This window comes from Flavobacterium sp. TR2 (genome assembly GCF_025252405.1).
Taxonomy (GTDB): Bacteria; Bacteroidota; Bacteroidia; order Flavobacteriales; family Flavobacteriaceae; genus Flavobacterium.
Genome location: NZ_CP104307.1, coordinates 3973729 through 3998695, shown reverse-complemented (window position 1 = coordinate 3998695; position 24967 = coordinate 3973729). Strand labels below are relative to the sequence as shown.

Sequence of the window (24967 nt, the reverse complement as noted above, 5' to 3'; positions counted from 1 at the left end):
TGAGCAGAAAGGCTTTGAGAATGAAATCGATTATTTTTCGTAATTTACATTCCCTGATTTTGATTTCGGGAGTTTATGTAATTAAATGAAAATCAACAAAATGGTTAAATGTATTATTTTCGATTGTGACGGAGTATTGGTCGATACAGAAAAAATTGGCAACGGAATATTGCTGGCTATGGCTCAGGAACATGGATTTGAAATGGAATTGGAAGATGCCTACCGTCATTTTAATGGACGAAACCTGAAAGATTGTTTCAGACATATTGAAGAGGCGATCGATCAGAAATTGCCTGAAAATTTTGAAACCGAATATCGCGAAAAGAGTTTTGAAGCTTTTAAAACTGAGGTAAAACCAATGAAAGGTGTTCTTGATTTTATCGAAAAAATAAAGATTTCATATTGCGTTGCATCGAGCGGGCCAGTAGATAAAATTCGTCTGAATCTCGAAGTGGCGGGACTGTTGGATAAATTCGAAAATAAAATATTTAGTTCGTATCAAATTGGCAGCTGGAAGCCAGAACCCGGAATATTTCTTCATGCGGCTGCAGTAATGGGTTTTGAAGTAAAAGATTGCATTGTTGTTGAAGACAGCAAAGCTGGCGTTAAGGCTGGAATAAGCGGCGGATTTAAAGTGTACGGTTTTGCAAATGGCTTTAATAATGATGATTTAGAAGAAGAAGGAGCGGAGCTTTTTAGTTCGTATGAGGAATTAAGCGAGAAACTTGGGTTTTAAGTTTTGTTTGGAATGGGCTTCGACTACGCTCAGCCTGACAGCGGCTTGTCAGCCTGAGCGAAGTCGAAGGCACTCATCCATAAGAACTTTGTCAAAGTTTAATTATCTAATTGATACATTGTCTAATTATCAAATTCTCCACTTAAAATGTAATTTGTTGCATTAAAATAAAATTTTATATATTTGATTTTCAACATTCTCTCTTTTGTTTAGGTAATAATGAATAATTGTTATTGGTGCACTTGAAAAAAGAATGTTTTTGTTTAGAAAATACTTTTCCCAAAGAAGCATTTTTTAGATTGTGATTTCAAAAAATCACAGAACTAACCTACAGACAGCTGCAGAATGATGAAATTTAAATTTAGAATTTTACTTCTATTCCTTTTATTTTCTCCGATTATCAATTCCCAAATCAAAAAGATTGGAGTTCCATTTATAGCCAATTACAGTCCGAAAGCTTATAAAGCAGCATCTGAAAATTGGGATGTTTTGCAAGATTCTAAAGGCATGATGTTTTTTGCCAATCATTTTGGAATCATGCAGTTTGATGGCGTGCGCTGGAGCATTGTGACGCAGCCAGAAAACCGAAGCATGGTTCGCTCATTGGCAGTAGATAAAAAGGATAAAATTTATGTCGGCGCTCAAGGCGATTTCGGATTTGTCATTCAGCTTCCAAATGGGCAATATCAATATACTTCTTTGGTCAAACTGCTTCCTAAATCGGCAAGAAATTTTGGAGATGTGCTGCATACCGTTATTCGAAATGATGAAGTGATTTTTTTCTCTTACGAAAGGATTTTTATTTATAAGAGCAATACAATCAAGGTGATAAATGCGAAAAAAGCTTTTGATGATTTCTTTGAAGTAGGAAAAGAAATTTATATTTCGGACAATGAAAAGGGATTATTAAAGCTAAAAGACGACGCTTTAATTCCTTTAGAAAACGGTCAGAAGTTTGTTGGAATGCAGGTTAGAAAGATTTTTCAAACAAAAAAAGGCTTTTTGCTCTTCACTCAAAAAAAGGGTCTTTTTATCTTCAGCGAAAATCAAATTAAACCATTTGCAACAGAGGCAGACCATTTGCTCAAAGAGAATCAGATTTCGGCAGGAATTCAACTTTCTGATGGCTATTTCGGAATTGGAACCCGTCAGTCAGGGTTGATAGTTATAGACGGTGAAGGGCATTTGATTCAGCATATTGACAAACAAATGGGACTTCAGAATGAGTATGTAACTAATTTTAAGATTGATAAGGAAGGAAATTTATGGGTGACGCTCAAAGGCGGAATTTCGCAGATTCAGATTTCATCTCCTTTATCCAAAATTATAGACAGTTCTAATTCTGAAACCAAAATCTATTGCAGTCAGATCTACCAGAATAAATTGTACATCGGTACAGACAATGGTTTATTTTGGCTAGATTGGGATGCCTACAAAAGCGGGAAAAGAGAAAACGTAGCTTTTCAGCATATTTCTGGAATGTCTGAGAATGTCTGGAATGTTGGCGTTTTCGGACATTCGCTGTTGGCTTTTGAAAAAAACGGAATATTTGAAATCAACGGAAATTCCGCGAAAGCGCTGGTAAAAATTGATGGCGCTTGGCAGGGAATTCTAGTTCCGAATCATCCTGATTTATTGCTTGTTGGCGGTTATACAGGATTGTATCTTCTGAAAAAAGTAAACGGTTCTTGGGTTTTTCAGCATCGCATAAAAGGTTTTGAAGAAAGCAGCAGAATTATGGAAACCGATAAACAGGGCAACATTTGGATTGCGCACGGTTACAAAGGAATTTATAAGCTGAAACTCAATGCCGCATTTGATTCTGTTGCTGATATTCAGTTTTATAATGATAAAAATGGTTTTCCCTCGAGTCTGTTTTTGAACACTTTTAAAATCGATAATCAGATTTTGTTTGGCACCACTAAAGGCGTTTACAGACAGGATTTAGCTTCAAAAAGAATGATTCCGGACCCAGTTTTCAAAAAATATCTAGGATTGCAAAATCATATCCGATTGCTAAAGCCAGACAATCAGGATAATATCTGGTATATTTCTGGCGAAAATACTGGAAAAATGAGCAGGCAGACAAATGGAAGTTTTAAAATTGAAGAGCTTCCTTTTAGAAAACTTCGTTACATCTATGTTCCAGGTTTTGAAAATATTCAGACTACAGAAAGCGGCGATGTTTTTTTTGGAACGCAAGAAGGGCTGATTCATTATAGCGCCATTAAGAATAAGAAATATCAAACAAAATATAAAGCCATTATTTCTGAAGTAAAATGCATTTTTCCAAAGGATAGTCTGTTGTTTTCCAGCCGTTATGATGTTTTGCCAAATAAAACGGGCTATGCATATGATAAACTTTCAACGATATTGCCCTATTCTAATAATGCGCTTCATTTTTCTTTTGCCTCTCTTTGTTTTGAAGATGCCGATGCGACGAAATATGAATATTGGCTCGAAGGTTTTGAACCAACATGGTCAGATTATAGTCTTCAAACGGAGAAAGAATACACCAATTTGCCTGAAAACGAATATGTTTTTCATGTGCGAGCAAAAAATATGTATGATGTAGTAAGTGAAGAAGCTGTTTTTCACTTTAAAGTTTTACCTCCTTGGTATAGAACTATTTGGGCGTACTTATTTTATTTTGCGCTTTATAGCATTGTAATTTATCTAATTGTTAGATATCAGAAATCTGTTGCTGAGCGCCAACGACGTCAATTAATAGAAAATCAGGAAAGAGAATTGCTTCGAAGCCGTGCAGAACTTAACGAACAGAAATTGACATTGGAACAGCAGAATATGGCTATTGTTCGGGAGAATCTTCAAACGACCATAAACCTTAAAAATGCGAAAGTGGCTTCAAGTACGGTCAATTTGATTCACTTAAATGAAATCTTGCTGTCGATTAAGGACTTGATTGGACAGATTGATAAGAAAAACGATCCGAATGTAAACTTTAGCCTGCTGGCCAAAATCAATAAATTAATTGATCATGAATTGCAGGGAGACAAACATTGGAATGAATTTGAAGAAATTTTCAATCAGCTGCACGATAATTTTATGCAGCGATTAAAATCGACTTACCCAGAATTGACTCCTCGCGATATGCGTTTGTGCGCTTATCTGCGAATGAATTTTAATACGAAAGAAATTGCTCCGCTTTTGGGAATTTCTGTGCGTGGTGTTGAAGATACCCGTTATCGCATTCGCAAAAAATTGCAGCTGCCTTCTGATACGAATATCACCGAATTCATTCTCAATTTTTAATTTTTCTCTTAAAAGCGAAATCTGAAGTAATTTTATGCTTTTCGTCGATGATTTGTTACATTTCTTCGATAGTACCGTAGTCAAACCGTACTCCAAAATGTAAGTCTTGCCTGATTTTTTAGTTAATATTGCGCTGTTATTGTCGGAAAATACAATCTGTTTTTTGAAAATAGAATGTATTGATGAAATAATGTTTACTAACTAAAAACCTATTAAAAATGAAGCAAAATGACTTTTTTTTCGGCCGACCACCGAAAAGCAATTCTTATTTATGTAAACAATTTTGTGTGGCAGTTTTATTCTTACTGCTGCCATTTCTTAAAATTCAGGCCCAGTGCAACACGCTTGTATGGTCTGACGAATTTAATGGCACTACAGTAGATTTAACCAAATGGCAAAGCATCTCTGGAAACGGTTGTCCGTCGCTTTGCGGATTTGGAAATGCTGAGGCACAGCGCTACGACCCAAACCAGGCTACGATTGTGAAAGAAGGCGCAAACAGCTATTTGATTATTGAAGCAAAATATCAGCCTAATGCATCATTTCCAGATCAGCCGTACGCTTCTTCAAAATTAACAACGGAAGGGAAGTATTCTTTAAAATACGGTAGAGTAGAAGCCCGCATGAAGCTTTCAAATGCGCAAGGAGCATGGCCAGCCTTTTGGATGCTGCCAGTGGGAGGAAACTGGCCATATACGGGTGAAATTGATATTATGGAAGCCAAACACCGAAATCCGAAATCTATAGATGGGACTATTCATTACGATGGCGGAGGGTATCAGTTTACTGGAAGAAGCTACAGCTCTCCAATCGATTTATCAGCAGATTTTCATGTTTATGCTGTAGAATGGGGACCAAATATCATAAAATGGTTTGTTGATGATGTGTTGTTTCACACTGCAACTCCAAATACCACAGTAAATGGCGGATGGCCTTTTAATGACAACAATTTTTATATTATTCTGAATTTAGCAGTTGGAAGCTACGGAACGCCTTACACGAGAGTTAACGGAACAGGAGTTGAGCCTATTCCTGCCGATTTCCCAGCAAAATTACAAGTCGATTATGTTCGTGTTTACGATGGGAGTTTTAAATATGCGGTAACTGGCGATAACAAAGTCTACCAAAATGAAACTAGTAAAACCTATTCTGTAAATGCAATTGCAGGGGCGACCTACAACTGGACTGTTCCAGCGGGAGCAACAATTGCATCAGGACAGGGAACAAACTCGATTACGGTAAATTGGGGAACTTCTGGAGGAGATGTTTCTGTAGCGGCAACAGTTTCAGGCTGTAATGTCAATAACTACAAACTGGCCGTTACAACCGAACCAGCATTGCCAGTTGAAAAAATGCATGAAGATTTTCAAAGCAATCGAAATGTATTGTATCCTGTAAAAACGGGTGTTTTGACAGAAGCTGTTGCGAATCCTTCTGCCACAGGAATTAACTCATCGGCTCTGGTGGGAAAATACGTTCGAAATTCAAGCGAATTGTATGATGTTTTGAATATCAGAAATGTAACCATAACCAATGCGAATGATTATGTTTACGGAAGAAAAAGGCTTTCGTTTGATATTTATACTTCAGCTCCGGTTGGAACAAAAATTTCAATGCAGTTGGAAAACAGCAATGTGACGACTGCAACCAATTATCCGTCAGGTAGACATAGCGGTTTTAAAGCTACAACAACAGTCCAGAACAAGTGGGAAACGATTGAATTTGAATTTGAAAAAGTAATTGACCCAAATACAAGTGCTTTAGCTATCAATAATGTGGTTATTCTTTTTGAATCTAATTCTAATTCTGGAGCGACGTACTATTTTGATAATCTGCTGACAAAAGCGGCGCCAGAAAAACCGATTATTGCAACTGATGTGCTGCAAAACTACGATGGAGCAAATAAAATCATAAAAGGCACTACAACTGGAACCTATTCTGTTGTGGCAAATCCAGGAACTAATTCGGTTAACTCTTCTGCGAATGTGGCAAAGTATATCCGCAATGCTTCAGAGCAGTATGATGTGCTTTTCTTTAATACGCAAACTTCAATTGAAGATGCTGGTTTATTTAAAAATCAGACCAATAAAATTATGATCGATGTGTATACGACAGCACCGATTGGTACGGTTGTAAGCATGAATTTTGAAAATAGCGCCACTTCGCTTCCGGCCAATTATCCGACAGGGAGAAATAGTAATTACGTAGCCATTACAACCAAACAGAATCAATGGGAAACGCTGACTTTCTATTACAATTCAAGTCCAGATGCAGGAACTTCGAATTTAGCTGTGAACCAAATGGTTTTATTGTTTAATTCAGGTTCATACACAAGCGATACATACTATTTTGATAATATCAGAATTGGTTCGACCAAACTTCCAGATACGTTTACGTCAGGTGTCGTGTATGAAGATTATCAAACCATTCACAATATTACTTTTAGAGATGCCATTGGAACTTATACGGCAAACACAGCAAATCCAAATGCAAGCGGAATCAATACTTCTTCAAATGTTGGAAAATACGTTCGCAAGTCAACAGAATTGTATGATAACTTTTCATTCAATACCACTTTAAACAACATTGGAGATTTTAAAGCTGGAACAAAAAAGTTTGCGATGGATGTGTACACTTCTGCACCAGTCGGATCGGTTATTTCATGGCAAGCAGAAAGCAGCGCTTCAGTTCCGTCCAATTATCCAGTTGGAAGACACAGTATTTATCAGGGAGTGGTAAAACAAAGTAACGCTTGGCATACCATTACGTTTACCTACGTGAGCACGCCTGATGCATCGACCGCAGATAACGATGTAAACCGTTTTGTTTTCTTGTTTGAACCGGGAACCAATTCTGGAAACACCTATTATTTTGATAACCTGAGAGCTTTAAATTTAGTTTCGACAGAAACTCCGAATGTGAATTTGGCTTTGGCTAAAACAGCAACGGCTTCGACATTAGAAAACGGGACTTTTACTGCAAACCAAGCAACAGATGGAGATGGAGGTACAAGATGGGCAAGTTCTTTTGCCAATGCAACCGAATGGATTTATGTGGATTTAGGAAGCAATTATACCCTTAACCGTGTAGTGCTAAAATGGGAAGCAGCTTATGCAACGCAGTACAAAGTGCAGCTTTCGGCCGACAATGTTTTTACAGAAAATGAAACCATCAGCACACAAACGGCAAGCGATGGCGGAACTGATGATTTAGCGGTAAGCGGAACTGGAAGGTACCTTCGCATTTTATGCAATGCAAAAGCTTTGGCGCCTTACGGATATTCGTTGTATGAAATTGAAGCTTACGGATCTTCGTCAACGGCTAGAATGGCTTTGAATGTTGAGGAAGAGTCTCAGAAAGAAGAAACTATTTTGGCAGTGTATCCAAATCCTACGACGAATTATGTTCAAGTTTCATCTCCTGAAAACTTAAACAATAAAGTCATTACCATTTATGACAACACAGGAGCTTTGATTTTACAGCAAAAACCTCAAGGAAACGAAAGCGTAATTGATGTAAGCAGACTTCGCAGAGGAATTTATATTCTAAACTTCAAATCAGACCAAAAAAGCTGGAGCAAGAAGTTGATTAAGAAATAATTTTAAATCCGTTGGGTGCAATTCAAGGAGGGCTTACCAATTGCACCTGGCGGATTATTTTGTCATTTTAAAATGGCTTTGGTTTTAGAATCTAATTATTATGTAACCCCAAAATTATTTAGATATGAAAAACAATAAATTTCAAAGATTTTCTATTCTGACCGCACTGTTTCTAGTGTTTTCGACTTTTATGTACGGTCAGGGGCCAGTTCCTTTTACAATAAGCAACAATTCCACTTTTGCAGACAGCGATTTATATGTGGCTATTGTAGGAATCGATTATACTACAGGAAACCATGTTTGGGTAAATGCCAAAACAAGTCAGGTTTTGCCAATGAGCGCCTCATACAATACCGTTACAGGACCGACTTATGGCGGAAATACAGGACCGGGACAAAACTCAAAATATGCGGCTTGTTTTACTAAACTGAGCGAAATTCCAAATAAAACGTTCACTTTGCCTTTAATTGCCGGGTGCAGGGTTTTTATTTCTAAAGGATCGCAATTGTATTTTTACTTTTTCGGAGCCAGCGGAGCGCCTTCGGGTTATGCATCGCCAAATCCGCAGAATGCTACAGATCCTAATCAAGGCATTTTATATGAAATGATCGAATTGACTAATAATCAATACGGTTTCTTCGGGAATCCGACACGTGTCGATTCATACAAGTATCCAATGGGACTAGAGCTATTTGGTGCTAACGGTTACCAAAAGAAAGTGGGCGACTTGAAAAAACACGCAGATATTGTTGCGGCCTTTAAAGCGAATGTTCCAGCAGAATTTCAAGGTTGTGTAAATGATGCAACGGGAGAAATTACTGCGCCATCAAAAACGCCAGCTTACGCCGAAGGATCAGGACCGTATGCAAATTATTTAAAATCGTATATCGATGCGATTTGGAACAAATACAAAAATGAAGATTTGATTTTCTACGCGGGAGATGCGGGAGTTTTTAAAGGAAGAGTCATTGGAGAACAGCTTGAAATGGTGGGGCAATCTGGTGCTTTTGTCGGAAGGACAGGACGTGTTCAAAATAGGCCGACAACGCAAGAAGCGCTTGAAGGAAAAGGTGTTTTGGACAGAAGATTGGTTGACGGAGATTTGGATCTTGTCATTCAGGCGCAATTAACGGCAGCAATCAACCGTCATGTGGTAAATACGACAACAGCAAATCCGGGTCAGCAGAATTGGTATGATGCGTCAAAATACTACCAGACAAATCCAACAAACCATTATTCTAAATTTTGGCATTTGCCGGGAATCAATATCGATAATTTAGCGTACGGATTTGCTTATGACGATGTTGCCGATCAGTCGCCATCGCTTCATTCGCCACAGCCAACAAAAGTTATTGCAACGTTTGGAGGATATTATGGACTTACTACGCCTTCAGTTCCTGCCACAACAGATGTTATTACCGTTTATAAAGATTGCAACTACACAGGATTCTCAGGCGGACTAACAATTGGAGATTATAATTTGGCCCGTTTGAATTTGTTGGGAGTTTTAAACGATGATATTTCTTCGCTAAAAATTACTCAAGGCTATCAAGCGATTTTATATCAAGATGATAATTTCAGCGGAGCTTCAACTGTAATCAATTCTGATAATTCTTGTTTGAATGCTACTTGGAATGATAAAGTGAGTTCGATTCGAGTTATTGCAAACGGAACGGCAACTTTAGGAAACCAAACTTTTTTTCTTCAAAACAGAAACAGCGGTTTGTACATGGATGTATGGAATTCTAGTATGTCAAATGGAGCAGGAATCAATCAAGGCGCTTTGAATTCTGGAAACAATCAGAAATTTACTTTTACGCATCTAGGAGACGGAATGTACAAAATCATAGCCAACCATAGCGGTATGTCAATGGATATTAATAATTTCAATAAAGCCAATGGGGCAAGAGTAGAACAATATCCATACAATGCCACAACAAATCAGCAGTTTATTTTGGTTGCTACAGGCGATGGCTATTATAAGATTGTTGCCCGTCATAGCGGAAGAATTGTTGAGGTAGCAGGAGCAAGCACGGCCTCAGGGGCAATCGTTCAGCAATGGGATAATAACAATCAGACTTGCGGGCAATGGAAGTTGGTTCCAGCAACAAGTTCACAAACTTCAGTATTGATTCAAGCAGAAGATTATTCGGCAATGAGTGGCATTCAAGTCGAAGCGACTACAGATACAGGCGGCGGATCAAACGTTGGTTATACAGAAACAGGTGACTGGCTGGCGTATAACAATATTAATTTTCCAACAACAGGATCTTATGTCATCGAATATCGAGTGTCAAGTGCTGTCACTGGCGGAAGACTGTCTTCGGATTTAAATGCAGGAGCCATTGTTTTAGGGAATGTTGATATTCCGAATACAGGAGGATGGCAGAATTGGCAGACCGTTTCGCAAACAGTAAATGTAAATGCAGGAACGTATAATTTCGGAATCTATATTCAGAATACAGGAATGAATATTAACTGGATTAAAATCACAAAAGTTGCGGGAACAGCAAGAATGGCTTCGGCTGAAACGGTAGAAGAACCAGAAGAAATGGTTTTAAATGTTTATCCAAGTCCAGTAGAAAGCACTCTTTTTGTTACAACAGATCTTTCTGGAGGAACTGCAAAAATTGTAGATTCTCAAACAGGAGCTACTGTGGTTTCGCAAAAAATCAACAACAATAGTTTTGACGTTTCGCATCTTAGAAAAGGAATCTATTTTATAGTTTTTGAAAAAGAAGGCAAACAAACCATCAAGCGATTCATAAAGAAATAATTTTAGATTAAAGTGATTTTAGATTGCAGATTTTAGATGTTAGATTTTAGATTTTAGATTTTAGACTTTAGATTTTAGACTTTAGATTTTAGATTGATTTTAAAATTAAGATTTGACACAGTCAAATCCCAATCTAAAATCTAAAGTCTAAAATCTGCAATCTAAAATCTAAAACCAGAAATATTTAACTCAAATAACCGTCCCATATTTACGAGTTTATTAATCTATTAAAACAATTATTATGAAAAACAATTACAGAAGAATGCTGCAGCAATGCATTATTATTTTAATGTTGGGCGCTTTTAATTTAGTTTCGTCCCAAAAGAAAGTAATAGCTTATATTCCAAACTGGATTGATTTGAATGCTTTTTCGAGTACGGTTCAGTACAGCAAATTAACGCATATCAATATTGCGTTCGAAAATCCTGATGCCAATGGCTATTTAAGTTTTAATTCGGGAAGCAATGCCATTATCAATGCGGCTCATGCCCAAAACGTCAAAGTTTTTGTGTCGCTTGGAGGAGGTTCTGTTTCTGAAGGAGGACCTATTCGCGATAATTATTTCAATTTAATAACGCCAGCCAACAGAACGGCTTTTATTCAGAAAATCTACGATTACGTGGTAGCTCACAATTTTGACGGTGTAGACGTAGATTTGGAAGGCCCTGCAATTAATGGCGATTACGGCGGATTTGTAATTGCTCTGGCCAATAAACTTCATGCCAATGGCAAACTGATTTCAGCAGCACTTTCAGAAGGATATGGTGGTGCCAATGTACCCTCATCTACTTTTGCGGCCTACGACTGGATCAATATTATGGCTTATGATGCTACTGGACCTTGGGCGCCAAACAATCCGGGTCAGCATTCTCCTTACAGCATGGCGGTAAACCAATTTAATTATTGGACAGGAAGAGGGTTACCAGCAAGTAAAGCGATTATTGGACTTCCTTTTTATGGCTACGGTTTTGGAGCTTCTGCCAATCAGGGAATTTCTTATGCAAATATTGTAGCGCAATATCCGGGAGCTGAAAATTTGGATCAGGTGGGAAATACGATTTATTATAACGGAATTCCAACCATCAAACAAAAAACGACTTTTGCGATTCAAAACGCAGGAGGGGTTATGATTTGGGAATTGTCTCAGGATGCAACTGGAACTAAATCGTTGTTAAATGCCATTAATCAAGTTATTACGGGTGGTACTTCCCCAGGAACAGGAACTTTAATTCAGGCAGAAAATTACAATACTATGAGCGGCGTGCAGACAGAACCAACAACAGATACAGGCGGAGGATTAAATGTTGGATATTGCGACACAGGCGACTGGATGGCATATTATAATATTAATTTTCCAACATCTGGAGCTTATGTAATCGAATATCGAGTGGCAAGTGCTGTTAACGGTGCCAGAATTTCTTCTGATTTAAATGCAGGAGCGATTCAGCTTGGAGCGGTAAATGTTCCAAATACAGGAGGATGGCAGAATTGGCAGACGATTTCGCAGACTGTAAACGTAAATGCAGGAACGTACAACTTCGGAATTTATATTCAAGCCTCAGGCGCTAATATAAACTGGTTTAAAATCACTAAATCGGGAGCGACTGCAAAATCAGCTCCTGCAAGCACAGAACAGTCAATTGCGAGTTTGGAGATTTATCCGAATCCGACGGAAAGCCAGATTTTCTTCAGCACAGAGGTTTCTGGCGGAAATGTGAATGTTATAAATACTGAAGGAGGTGCAACTGTTTTCTCTCAAACCGTAAGCGATAACAGTATTGACGTTTCAACTTTAAAAACAGGAATCTATCTAATTTCAATTGAGAAAAACGGAGTCAAAACCGTAAGACGTTTTATTAAAAAATAATCGTAACCCATTTGCCATAATGGTTTTAGATACATTAAATTTTAGGTTTTAATGTGAAGAAAAGGCTGTCTATTTGGACGGCCTTTTTTTACCGCAATTTTTTTTAATTCTGTGTAGGTTTTACCGCAAAGAGCGCTAAGGTTTACGCAAAGTTTGCAAAAGTTTTTTCACCTATTTATGTGTAAGTTTAAACCGCAAAGAATGCCAAGGTTTACGCAAAGTACGCAAAGTTTTTTCACCTATTTATGTGTAGTTTTAAACCGCAAAGAGCGCTAAGGTTTACGCAAAGTTCGCAAAGTTTTAAGTTTAGCTTTGCGAACTTTGCGTTTTAAAAAACCTTGCGTGCTTTGCGGTAAAAAAACGAAGTCAAATTAAAAGCATAGCCCGCGGTTTCAACCGTGGCAACGCAATGCATTTTATCCCCAAACGTCCCCGTGGTTGAAACCGCGGGCTATGTTTGCGAAAAAAGCTCTGCATCTCAATAACTTAGAAACTTAGCAACTTAGTGACTAGTAAATCATCTTAAAAAAATATAATAAACGAATAGTTAAATATAATCTGTATCTGATTGAATATGAGTAAATTTGAGTTAGAATATTTACGTTTTAAAAATGTCTCAAATAAAACTTCAGTAATTAACTCAAAAGAAAAAAATCATGATACATCAAATCGACACTACAGATAATATTGTTGCCTTTAGAGCATTGGCAGAAGTGACAAAAGAAGATTTTGTGACAGCAGTGGCTCCAGCCGTTGAACATTTGGTAAAACAGACAAATGAAATTAATTTTTTGCTGGTTTTGGATACCGATATTGAAAATTTTACAACTGGCGCGTGGCTGCAAGATGCTCTTCTTGGTTTGAAAAATCTTGGAAAATGGAACAGGGCAGCGATTGTTACCGATACAGACGAAATCATTTCTTTCACAAATGGATTTAGCTATATTGTTCCTGGTGAGTTTCGCGGCTATAAAAAAGTTGATTTTAATAAAGCATTAAATTGGGTCGAAGGCAATATTTCTTAACCAGTCACTGAGAAATAAAAAGAGCGCTAAATTCTAAAAATTAGCGCTCTTTTTATGATAACTATAAAAGATTAATGATTGTATTCGATACCGCTGCTTGCTTGAGCGTCAGTTTTTTCTTTTGTAATCTGACTGTATTTTTTATAGCAAGCCGATGCTAAAATTGGCAATGCAAGGCTTCCTACAACAGCGCTTGCTTTATTATGCCCCGTTTTTTTCAGAACAGCCGATGCTAAAAGAGCACCTACACCAGCACATACCATTTGTTTTACTGACAGATTTAACGGTTTGCTTTCAGGTTTGATTCCGTGTAATAATGGGTCTATAAAATTTAAATTCTCCATAACGTCAATTTATTTAATTATACTTACTTTTTTAATTGTTATTTTACTCTTTACTGTTTTCGCTGTCAGTCTCATTTTCAATTTTCTCAATTTCGACCTTTTCTTTCTTTATAGCCTGTCGTAATAAAGCAAAAAGGCTCATATAAACATTTGCCATAAAAACCAGAGAAAACCCTGCCAAAATATACCCTCTCCAATCATTTAACAAAAGTTTATAATCGCAGATAATCAGAAAGGCAATTGTAACGTAATGGCTAAAGCAATATTCGCAAGTAAGAAGATAAAAGAACTTTCTGGACAAGATGTATCTGTCATTTTTAGAATGCCTGACACACCATTCATGAGGTTCTCTAAAAATTTCTTCGTGTGTGACAGTCCAGCTGATGCACGCAATTGGGATTGCGAGTACAAAAAGCCAAACTATTTGTGCTGCTAAAGACATATGAGTTAATGCATTACAATTTACGATTAATTTTGTTATTCTCTAGGATGGTTTTCGGGATAATGTTCTGCGTCAAAATCATCCAATTCTTCATCCTGATCTAGATCATCATTTTTTTTACGATCGTTTTGATAGTCTAAATCAGGATCATATTCATCATTTAAATCATCTTGAGTGTCATCGTTTGTAACGGCATCATCTTCATTGACAATTCTTTCTTGATTCGGAATATTTTCTGAACGAATATTGGTATTAGGTTCAAAATCTCCTTTTGGATGAGAAGGATCTTCAATAAACTCTTCTTGATATTGGTACGGATCTTCATCACGTGCATAATTGTCATTGTCAATCAGCGTATTTTGTTCATGATAATCAGGATCGCTTTCGCCAAATTCGCGATTGTCATGTTTTTTCAAAACTTGTTTAAACTCATCTTCATTAGAATAAGTACCGTCAACAAGAGTATTTTGTTCGATATAATCAGGATCAAATTGACCATAATCATGGTTGTGCTGCTTTTCCATAATAGTGCTTTTTGATTGTTATTTTTTTCAAAATTGAATCTTCATAAAGAAGACCTGCCAAATCTTTACAGTTGCCTGTAATTGTCTTACTATAGCTTTTATTGGCTTTTACATTATTTATCGGATTATATTAGTTGACTTTAAAAGCTATATTTACAAATTTAGCACCTTAATACACGGATGTTCTTATAAAAAAATAAATGATAGTTGCATAATTAACAGTTACTTATAATGTAAATGTTGTAAGAAATTATATAAGTTTATGATATCGCAACATTTTACATTTGAAATGAAAATTATGTTTAAATCAAATTAGAATCAATATGGCATCAGAAAAAATAACCGCTTGCTGTAAGGCTTTAATAGAAAAAAATTTAACAATATCATTTGCAGAAAGCGCTTCTGCGGGGAAAATGTGTTATGAGTTTTCGACAGTGATTAATTCTGGAAGAATACTTATAGGAGGAATCGTCTGTTATCATTCTTCAATGAAAGAAGATTTATTGCACATTCCTTGGGGAACTATTGAACAATATAGTGCCGAATCTGCAGAGGTTACGAAGCTTATGGCGCAGAATTTTTCCCGCTATATTAATTCAGATATTTGTGTGGGTTTAACAGGATTAACGACACCAGGCGGAAGTGAAAGCGAGTCGAAACCTGTTGGGACTATTTTCATGCACATTATTTTTGGCGAAAAGGAAATTGCCAAACGTTTTGAATTTAAAGGAACTCCAGAAGCAATTATCGATCAGGCAATAGATGTTGCAGCCGATTTGATTTTGAGGGAAATTTAATAAATCTATCAAACGTCCTTATGGTGCGAAGCCTTTTTTACCGATGAGATGTTCCTAGCGGAACATTTTTTTGTTTTGAATGATTTTTTTTGGATGTTGCGGGCGATTTGGTTTACCGATCAGACGTCCTTATGGTGCGAAGTCTTTTTTACCGATGAGATGTTCCTAGCAGAACATTTTTTAGCCTTAAATTAATATTCTTTTACCTTTTAAAAGGCAAATAAAATGTATACATTTTTAAAATTTGCACGAGCAAGAGAAAATATGTTCCGCTAGGAACATCTCATCGGTAGAACTTTAATTAAGAATCGTTTTTTTCGTTCCGTAGGAACGTTTGGTTGGTAATGGCAAAGCAAGATTTTTGAAATTTGTCGCTACAGCTGCTGTTGGAAAAGCACAAACCGTTTCGATTGCTGAAATTGGTGTTGTGGAATAAAATGTAGGTTTCAAGTAACAATTCATTCCGTAGGAATGTTTCGTTGGCAGAATCAAATTTGTGTTACGATTATACGTTCCGTAGGAACGTTTGATTAATAAAACGGGGTTCCATTTCTATGAAATCAGGCGTTCCTACAGAACGCAATGCGAAACAATATTTTTTTTTACAGACGAGATATTTCTACGGAATATCAGATGCAATCTGCAGTCAAATTTAAATAGAATCCGTTGTTATCTGTGTTTTCGCAAAGCGAATCTGTTTTATCCACGTGCTATTTCATTCTTATTTTGTCTTTTGCCGAAGCTTAGCCGCTATTAGTCGAATTTTTACTGTGAACGGATAGGAGAATTCTACTTTTATCTTGCATTAATTAAAACAGCAAGAGCAGAATGATCAAAGAAGACATAGGTTTTAGAGAAGCAGGTAAATTTGAGGAGACACGTTTTGAGAAAATTCATAATGTTATTTTCGAATCGTCGCAAGAGGCTTCTTTATTGGTCGCTCGTGAAATTGCCAATTTAATTCAGAGAAAAAATGAGCTGAATGAGCCTTGCGTTTTAGGTTTGGCCACAGGATCTTCTCCGATCAAAGTTTACGAAGAACTTGTGAGAATGCACAAAGAGGAAGGGCTTAGTTTTGCTAAGGTTGTTACCTTCAATTTGGACGAGTATTATCCAATGGATAAAAATGACATTCAGAGTTACTATCATTTTATGCATGAGCATTTATTCGATCATGTAGATATTCATCCAGAAAACATCAATATTCCAGACGGGCAGGTGAGTGCCGAGGAATTGCAGCAATATTGCATTGATTACGAAATGAAAATTATCTCTTATGGAGGACTAGATTTTCAGCTTTTAGGGATAGGAAGAACGGGACATATCGGGTTTAATGAGCCTGGTTCTCACGTAAACTCAGGTACCAGAAGCATTACGTTAGATCATATTACGAGAGTCGACGCGGCTTCTTCTTTTTTAGGAATTGATAATGTTCCTAGAAAAGCCATTACTATGGGAATTGGAACCGTTAGAAACGCAAAAAGAATTGTTTTGCTAGGATGGGGAATTAGTAAAGCTGGAATTATAAAAAAGACAATCGAAGGAGAAATTTCTTCGCACGTGCCCGCTACGTATTTGCAAGAGCATAACAACACAACATTTGTTCTGGATACAGAAGCGTCGTCTGAATTGACAAGAGTAAAAACGCCTTGGCTAGTAAAGTCTTGTGTTTGGACGGACGATTTAAAATTAAAAGCGGTTGCTTGGTTAAGCGAACTGACTAAGAAAGCCTTCCTAAAACTGACAGATAAAGATTATAATGACAACGGAATGTCAAGTCTTTTGACTGAGGAAGGAACTGCATACGATTTGAACATTAAAATGTTTAATAAAATGCAGCAAACCATCACCGGATGGCCGGGCGGAAAACCCAATGCAGATGATACATACAGACCGGAGCGTTCCACGCCGGAGAAGAAAAGAATTATCATTTTCAGCCCGCATCCAGATGATGATGTGATTTCGATGGGAGGAACTTTTGACCGTTTGATAGAACAGGGACACGAGGTTCATGTGGCGTATCAGACATCAGGAAATATTGCCGTTTCTAATGATGAAGCGTTGAAGTTTGCTGAGATTTCTAAAGCTTTGCATCCAGATTCTAGAATGTCTGATAAAATAATCGAATTTCTTCAGAATAGAACTGGAAATGAAATTGATTCATTAGAAGTAAGAAAGTTAAAAGGATTTATTAGAAGAAGCGAATCTTTTGGAGCAACACGCTATTTAGGCTTGCCAGATGCTAATGTTCATTTTTTAGATCTTCCGTTTTACGAAACGGGAACAGTCAAAAAAAATAATCTTTCGGATGCAGATATCGATATTATGTGTGATATTATTGAAAGAATAAAACCGCATCAAATTTATGCCGCTGGAGATTTGGCAGATCCGCATGGCACTCATAAAGTTTGCTTGGACAGTTTGTTTGAAGCTTTGAAAAGATTAAAACAGGAAAGCTTTATGAATGACTGCTGGGTTTGGCTTTACAGGGGGGCTTGGCATGAATGGGAATCGTACCAAATTGATATGGCAGTGCCAATGAGCCCTGACCAGGTTTTAAAGAAACGACACGCTATTTTTTATCACCAATCTCAAAAAGATGGGGTTATGTTTCAAGGTGATGACAGCAGAGAGTTTTGGGTGCGGGTTGAAGACAGAAACAGATTGACTGCAGAGAAATACCACAGCTTAGGGTTAGCAGATTATTCGGCTATTGAGGCGTTTAAACGTTATCATTTCTAAGTGCTTTTGCAGCAATAAAAATAATAGACTATTTCATGGTTTATTTTGGTTAGTTACCTATAATTGAGAGGAAATGCGGTCGTGGTTGGCCGCATTTTCGTTTTTTTTATTGCAATTTTTTTTACCGCAAAGTTTTTTTTTACCGCAAAGTGCGCTAAGTTTTACGCAAAGGTCGCTAAGGCTTATTTCTAAGTTGTTTGAAAATTGAGAATAAAAAAGTTCGCAAAGCTTTGTATATAAACTTTGCGAACTTTGCGAAAAAAAATCTGTGCGCTTTGTATATAAACTTTGCGAACTTTGCGCATTCTTTGTGCCTTTGCGGTAAAACCTAAATAGAAGAATTGAGAATTTTTTGTTTTACTTCATCTTTACTGCAAAGCTTTTTTTACCGCAAAGTACGCAAAGATTTACGCAAAGGTCGCTAAGGCTTATTTCTAAGTTGTTTGAAAATTGAGAATAAAAAAGTTCGCAAAGTTTTGTATATAAACTTTGCGAACTTTGCGCATTCTTTGTGTCTTTGCGGTAAAACCTAAATAGAAGAATTCAAGATTTTCTGTTTTACTTCGTCGATGTAAGATCTTCCAATAACGTATCTAAGTCCTTCAATTTCAATGCTATTTCCTTCTACTGCGTCAATTTTGTCAATAGCGATCGTGTAGGATCGGTGTATTCTTATAAAATCTCTTTCAGGAAGCAAGCTTGTAAAATCAGATAAAGTGCTGTGGATGATAAATTTACCGGAAGTAGTGCTTATTTTTAGATAATCTTTTAAACTTTCGATGACTAATATTTCGTTCAGGAAAATCTTCTTCATTTTTTTCTTATCGATTTTAACGAAGATAAAAGGGTTTTCTTTGCTGTTTTCCTGCGGGAGTTTGGTTGTATTATTGAGTCGTTTGTTGATTTTGTTGACAGCTTTCATCAAACGCGGAAATTCAATTGGCTTTACCAGATAGTCCAAGACATCAAGCTCGTAGGTTTCAATTGCAAATTGGTCGTATGCACTTGTAATAATAAGCAAAGGAGGATTTTCTAAACTTTTAATAAAATTTATACCGTCTAAAACAGGCATATTTATGTCCAGAAAAATTACATCAATGGCATTGTTTTTTAAGAAATTTAATCCTTCAATAGAATTACTAAAGGTGTTTACCAGTTCTAAATCTTCAATCTGTTCAATATAACTTTTAATAACGTTTATTGCCAATGGCTCATCATCGATAATTAAACACTTTATTTTCATTTCTAAATATTATTTTTAGGCCGATACAGGTTTTTGTAGGTATTGTTTTCGAAATAGCTAAAAGCGAGGCTATGTGACTTTTATAACTAGTTTAACGACAAAAATATTCTTTTTATTTTTAAATGAAAGCTTATAGTCATTTTTATTATATCCTAATTCCAGTCTTTTTTTTACATTTTCGATACCTATGCCACTTGCCTTGTTAAAATTATCTTTATGTACGGTAAATTCGGGCATAGGGTTTGAAATCGTGAAATGTAAATAGTCGCCTTTTACTTTAAACCTGATATCAATGAGAACATTTCCTGTGTTTTTGTTTACACCGTGTTTGAAGGCATTTTCGACGAAAGTCAAAAGTAAAACGGGTGAAATTTCTTTGTCGTGTATATCGCCAGAAATAGACATATCAACTTCCAGACGCTCGCCGTTTCTTATTCTTTCCAAATCCAGATAATTCTGAATGCACATGATCTCGTTTTCCAAAGTCTGCTTTTTGCCCTTTGTTTCATAAAGCATATAGCGCATCAGTTCAGAAAGCTTCAAAACGATTTTAGGCGTTTTATTTGATTTTTCTACCGAAAGAGAATAGATGTTATTTAAAGTATTGAAGAAAAAGTGCGGAGAAATCTGCGACTTCAAAAACAATAATTCGGTTTCTAGCTGTGATTTTTCCAGATCGGTTACACGTCTTTGCTCTTTTAAAAAATCCAATGTTATTTTAATTGCAGTTACAAACGTCATGACATACAATTCTCCCATCATCATATCTATGGTATAATTTAGGGTTAGGGTGTTGATCGTTTGCGGACCTTCAGGCCATACGTTGTGCGTAATGAGCAAGTACGTGAGGTTAAACTTTAAGACAACCATCACAAAAATTGCCGACAATACGCTTACTATATATAGGAAGTATTTTTTCTTGTAAACCAAATGCGGCATCAAAACCAAAATATTCAGATAGCATAATGCCATATGAATTGGGAACCCAAGTAGGGTGGTTTTTAAAGAATAAACATAATCGTTAAAATAGCTTCCCCATCGAAATGTATTAAACACAAAATACGTCAGCCAAAAGTAAACATGATAGCGTATAGGTAAACTATAAGGTTTGTTGGAGTTGAAAATCATAATCGGAGAAAAAAATGTCGTTTGTTACTATTTTTTGATGTTTAGAGCTGTTTAAATGTCGTCCGTCTAAAAATATTTTGGTAAAAGTTGAATTTATCTAAATTTAAAGTTAAATTAATATTGTTTTGATATGAGGAAAATTACTCTGCTTTCTTTAACGGTAATTTTAACTGCAAGTTGCAAAATAAATGTAGATAAAAATACGCATCACAAAAGTTTTGCAGCAAATTATGTAGATCCTTTTATAGGTACTGGCGGGCACGGACATACGTATCCGGGTGCGACAGTTCCGTTTGGGATGCTGCAGGTGAGTCCAGATAATGGAGTTTCGAGCTGGGACTGGTGTTCGGGCTATCATTATTCTGACTCGATAGTTTCTGGATTTAGTCATTTACACTTAAGCGGAACAGGAATCGGTGATTTGGCAGATATTTTATTTATGCCGACAAACAAAAAATTAGATTTAACCGCCAAAGCCGCTTCACGCGATTTCCTTCCGTATAAATCAAAATACAATCATGTACACGAAAAAGCAGTACCGGGTTATTACCAAGTTTTTCTTGAAGATCCTAAAATCAATGTAGAATTAACTTCTACACAAAGAACCGCTTACCATAAATATACCTATAATAATAATGACACGCAGTCTGTTGTTGTCGATTTAGGTTTTGCCATCAATTGGGACAAAGCGGTAAAAACTTCTATTAAAATTGAAGATGCTCATACAATTAGCGGTTACCGTTATAGTACAGGCTGGGCAAAAAATCAGAAAGTGTTTTTTGTTGCCAAATTTTCTAAACCTATTGCAGAATCTATTATCACAGCAGATAAAAAAGTAGTTTCTGGTCAAAATGCTGAAGGTGAAAATACTGCTTTGCAATTGTTCTTCGATTCTAAAAATTCTAAAGAACTGGGCATAAAAGTGGCGCTTTCTTCTGTAAGCGTTGAAAATGCAAAAGACAATTTAGATGCGGAAAACCTGAATTTTAAAAAAGCAAAATCGGATGCGACTTCAGATTGGAACAAAGCTTTAAGCAAAATTACAGTAGAAACACCAGTAGATTCTCTAAAAACTATTTTCTACACTGCTTTATATCACGCGCAAGTTGCGCCTGTAACGTACAGCGATAAAAACGGCCAGTTTAGAAGAGAAGACGATAAAATTATCACTGCCAAAGATTATACGGCTTATTCTACATTATCGCTTTGGGATACGTTTAGGGCAGAGAACCCATTGCTGACGATATTAGAACCAACAAAAGTTTCAGATTTGGTGAACTCGATGTTGGCCTATTACGAAACTAAAAAAATACTTCCGGTTTGGACATTATATGCCAATGAAACCAACACCATGACAGGATATCATTCGATTCCGGTTATTGCAGATGCTTATTTAAAAGGCATAAAAGGTTTTGATGCCGAAAAAGCTTTTGAGGCGATGAAAGCAACTATGATGCAAGACGAGCGCGGATTAAATTTTTATAAAAAATACGGTTACATTCCGTACAATTTATTAGACGAATCAGTTACGATTACTTTAGAATATGCTTATGATGACTGGTGCATAGCTCAAATGGCGAAAGCTTTAGGAAAAACAGCTGATTATGAGTTTTTCTCCAAACGTTCCAAAGCTTACGAATATTTATTCGATTCAAAATCTGGTTTCATGAGAGGAAAATCAGAAGATGGAAAATCATGGAATGAGCCTTTCGACCCAAAACACTCCAATCACAGAGAACATACCGATTATACTGAAGGAAATGCTTGGCAGCACAGTTGGTTTGTGCCTCATAATGTGGATGATTTTATTAAGCTTCACGGAGGAAATGGCGCTTTTACAAAACGTTTGGAACAATTATTTACAGAGAGTTCTGAGATTACAGGAAACAACGTTTCAGCAGATATTTCGGGTTTGATCGGGCAATACGCGCACGGAAACGAACCAAGCCATCATATTGCTTATATGTTCAATCATGCGAAACAGCCTTGGAGAACGCAATATTGGGTGCGCCATATTCTGGACACACAATATAATACGACAGCAAATGGGTTAAGCGGCAACGAAGACTGCGGCCAAATGTCGGCTTGGTATGTATTCAGTTCAATGGGATTATACCCAATGAATCCAGCTTCTGGCGAGTATGAAATTGGAAGCCCGATTTTTGAGAAATCGACTTTAAATCTTCCAAATGGAAAAACTTTTGTGATCGAAGCAGAAAATGTTTCGGACAAAAATTTCTATATCCAATCGGCTACTTTAAACGGAAAAGCATTTAATAAAACAGCAATTTCTCACCAAGAATTGCTGAAAGGCGGTGTGCTTCATTTTGTAATGGGAGCACAGCCAAACCAAAACTGGGGTCTAAACTAACTAATTCAAAACAAATAATTTAATGAACATTATTGACGTATCAATCATTTTAATTTATATCGTACTCTCGGTCGGTATTGGAATCTGGATTTCAAGGAAAGCATCAAAAGGGCTAGATGATTATTTCCTTGGCGGGAAATCCATCAAATGGTATTTTTTAGGATTGAGCAACGGCTCTGGAATGTTTGATGTTTCAGGCACTTCCTGGATGATTGGAGTTTTGTTTTTATATGGCGTAAAAAGTTTCATGTTTATGTGGCTTTGGCCAATATGGAATCAGATTTTTGTCATGATGTTCCTCGCTATTTGGATTAGACGATCAAAAGTAATGACAGGTTCTGAGTGGATCCTCACTCGTTTTGGAAGTGATAAGGCAGGAAAAGCATCCCATATTATTGTGGCGATTTTTGCAATTATTTCTACAATTGGCTTCATCGCTTATTTTTTTGTCGGAATCGGGAAATTTGTGACTATTATTCTTCCGTGGGATCTAACGGTTCATATGAATGGCGGCGTTTTCTTAACATCAGAACAGTCTTATGCATTGCTAATTATATTTTTGACTACAATTTATACCGTTAAAGGCGGAATGTTTTCTGTTGTGGCGACTGAGGTTGTGCAATATTTAATCATGATTGTTGCTGGAATTTTAATCGCTGGTTATGCATTCGTAAATTATACAGATGTTCAGATTAATTCGGTAATTACGCCAGAATGGAAAAATGTTTTCTTTGGATGGGAATTTGAAACGCAATGGAGCGATAAATTTGAAACTTTCAACAGATTAATTGATACGGAAGGCTATAAAATGTTTGGTGCTTTTATCGGAATGACTTTATTCAAAGGATTTTTTGCCAGCGTTGCGGGACCAACACCAAGTTACGATTTGCAGCGTGTTCTTTCTACAAAATCGGTAAAAGAAGCGGCTTACATGAGCGGTTTTACCAACTTGATTTTATTTATTCCTAGATATTTATTGATTACAGGAATTGTAGTGATTGCATTGGTAAATCTAGCGCCAGAATTAAATGCAAACGTTAATCTGACAGGTGCAGATTTAGAATTATTAATGCCAAAAGTAGTCAATCTTTATATCCCTGTCGGTATTAAAGGAATTCTTCTAGCAGGTTTATTAGCGGCGTTCATGTCTGGATTCTCGGCTTTCGTAAATGCAGGACCAGCTTATATTGTAAATGATATTTATAAAAAATATTTTAAGCCTGTTGCTTCAAACAAACATTATATCAAAGTAAGTCAGATTTCTTCTTTCTTGGTTGTTGGTCTAGGAGTTTTCATGGGATTCTTTGCAGATTCGATCAACTCATTAACCCTTTGGATTACAAGTGCTTTATATGGAGGTTATGTTGCAGCCAACTTCTTAAAATGGATTTGGTGGCGTTTCAACGGATGGGGTTATTTCTGGGGAATGGTTGGAGGACTTGTTGCTGCTTCTCTTCAATTTATTTTAGATCAGAATAAAGGAAATTTAGCTTCTGGAACATTTTTGCATCAGCTATCAGAGGTGCCTTCAATTTATCTATTTCCTTTAATTTTCGGATTCTCAATTTTAGGCTGTTTTTTAGGAACTTATCTAAGCAAACCAACAGATATGGAGGTTCTCAAATCTTTCTACAGCAATGTTAGACCATGGGGATTTTGGAATCCAGTTTACAAGCAATTAAAGGCGGAAGATCAGTCTTTCCAAAAAAATAATGATTTCTATTTAGATATGATGAATTGTGCAATTGGTATTGTTTGGCAGTCAAGTATGATTCTGCTTCCGATTTACTTTATCATTAGAGATTATCCAAAAGCATTAGTGGCATTGGCGGTTTTTTTAGTGACAACGACAGTGTTGAAGTTTACTTGGCTGGATCGAGTGAGGAAGATTGAAGAGTAGATTAGAGAGGAGAAAGATTTTAGAAGCAAGATTTCTTTAATTGAGATAAAAATTTAAACACATAGAAACATAGATTTTTTCACTTTGAAAAAGATAAGAGAAAGAAACTAGTTTCTAACACATAGGTATTCGACTCAGTTTTGTCATTCCGAGGAACGAGGAATCTCCGCAAGTAACTCTACAAAGATTGGCGACTAACG

At 36.6% G+C, this 24967-nt stretch carries 15 protein-coding genes; 10 read left to right on the top strand and 5 right to left on the bottom strand.

Features of this window, described 5'->3' with window-relative positions; translation table 11 throughout:
• The first annotated feature begins 100 nt into the window (after positions 1-100).
• The 6 genes from N4T20_RS17325 to N4T20_RS17300 all read left to right on the top strand — a co-directional run bounded on the left by N4T20_RS17325 (position 101) and on the right by N4T20_RS17300 (position 13276).
• Positions 101-736, top strand: a complete 636-nt coding sequence (locus N4T20_RS17325) for an HAD family hydrolase (RefSeq protein WP_260670376.1) — start codon at positions 101-103, stop codon at positions 734-736.
• A 345-nt stretch (positions 737-1081) separates the two neighbouring features.
• The gene (locus tag N4T20_RS17320; RefSeq protein WP_260670375.1) at positions 1082-4009 is read left to right on the top strand and encodes a triple tyrosine motif-containing protein; all 2928 of its coding nucleotides are present in this window, start codon (positions 1082-1084) and stop codon (positions 4007-4009) included.
• A 287-nt stretch (positions 4010-4296) separates the two neighbouring features.
• Positions 4297-7608 (top strand): family 16 glycosylhydrolase, encoded by a 3312-nt coding sequence (locus N4T20_RS17315; protein WP_260670374.1) that lies wholly within the window; start codon positions 4297-4299, stop codon positions 7606-7608.
• 124 nt (positions 7609-7732) lie between these two features.
• Positions 7733-10384: a beta-1,3-glucanase family protein gene (locus tag N4T20_RS17310; protein ID WP_260670372.1), complete on the top strand. Its 2652-nt coding sequence runs from the start codon at positions 7733-7735 to the stop codon at positions 10382-10384.
• A gap of 241 nt (positions 10385-10625) precedes the next feature.
• Positions 10626-12251, top strand: a complete 1626-nt coding sequence (locus N4T20_RS17305; RefSeq protein WP_260670371.1) for a glycosyl hydrolase family 18 protein — start codon at positions 10626-10628, stop codon at positions 12249-12251.
• Between the two features lie 656 nt (positions 12252-12907).
• Positions 12908-13276 carry an STAS/SEC14 domain-containing protein gene (locus N4T20_RS17300; protein WP_260670370.1) on the top strand — a complete coding sequence of 123 codons (369 nt, stop codon included), beginning with the start codon at positions 12908-12910 and terminating at the stop codon, positions 13274-13276.
• Positions 13277-13347: 71 nt separating this feature from the next.
• On the opposite strand, the gene N4T20_RS17295 is transcribed toward N4T20_RS17300, so the two are convergent.
• The 3 genes from N4T20_RS17295 to N4T20_RS17285 are packed head-to-tail and all read right to left on the bottom strand — an operon-like array spanning position 13348 to position 14586.
• Entirely contained in the window at positions 13348-13620 is a 273-nt protein-coding gene (locus tag N4T20_RS17295) for a PrgI family protein (protein ID WP_260670369.1), read from the bottom strand.
• Between the two features lie 43 nt (positions 13621-13663).
• On the bottom strand, positions 13664-14062 hold the full coding sequence (locus N4T20_RS17290; RefSeq protein WP_260670368.1) for a hypothetical protein: 399 nt from the start codon (positions 14060-14062) through the stop codon (positions 13664-13666).
• 35 nt (positions 14063-14097) lie between these two features.
• On the bottom strand, positions 14098-14586 hold the full coding sequence (locus tag N4T20_RS17285; RefSeq protein ID WP_260670367.1) for a hypothetical protein: 489 nt from the start codon (positions 14584-14586) through the stop codon (positions 14098-14100).
• Between the two features lie 323 nt (positions 14587-14909).
• On the opposite strand from N4T20_RS17285, the gene N4T20_RS17280 reads away from it, so the two are divergent.
• Positions 14910-15383 carry a CinA family protein gene (locus N4T20_RS17280; RefSeq protein ID WP_260670366.1) on the top strand — a complete coding sequence of 158 codons (474 nt, stop codon included), beginning with the start codon at positions 14910-14912 and terminating at the stop codon, positions 15381-15383.
• An 828-nt stretch (positions 15384-16211) separates the two neighbouring features.
• Positions 16212-18125, top strand: a complete 1914-nt coding sequence (gene nagB, locus N4T20_RS17275) for a glucosamine-6-phosphate deaminase (protein ID WP_260670365.1) — start codon at positions 16212-16214, stop codon at positions 18123-18125.
• A 529-nt stretch (positions 18126-18654) separates the two neighbouring features.
• Here nagB and N4T20_RS17270 read toward each other — a convergent pair.
• Together N4T20_RS17270 and N4T20_RS17265 are read right to left on the bottom strand one after the other, a co-directional pair.
• The gene (locus N4T20_RS17270; RefSeq protein WP_260670364.1) at positions 18655-19368 is read right to left on the bottom strand and encodes a LytR/AlgR family response regulator transcription factor; all 714 of its coding nucleotides are present in this window, start codon (positions 19366-19368) and stop codon (positions 18655-18657) included.
• A 69-nt stretch (positions 19369-19437) separates the two neighbouring features.
• Positions 19438-20496: a sensor histidine kinase gene (locus N4T20_RS17265; protein WP_260670363.1), complete on the bottom strand. Its 1059-nt coding sequence runs from the start codon at positions 20494-20496 to the stop codon at positions 19438-19440.
• Between the two features lie 130 nt (positions 20497-20626).
• On the opposite strand from N4T20_RS17265, the gene N4T20_RS17260 reads away from it, so the two are divergent.
• Together N4T20_RS17260 and N4T20_RS17255 are read left to right on the top strand one after the other, a co-directional pair.
• Positions 20627-22867 (top strand): GH92 family glycosyl hydrolase, encoded by a 2241-nt coding sequence (locus tag N4T20_RS17260; RefSeq protein ID WP_260670362.1) that lies wholly within the window; start codon positions 20627-20629, stop codon positions 22865-22867.
• A gap of 22 nt (positions 22868-22889) precedes the next feature.
• Positions 22890-24767: a sodium:solute symporter family protein gene (locus N4T20_RS17255; protein ID WP_260670361.1), complete on the top strand. Its 1878-nt coding sequence runs from the start codon at positions 22890-22892 to the stop codon at positions 24765-24767.
• Positions 24768-24967: the final 200 nt, after the last annotated feature.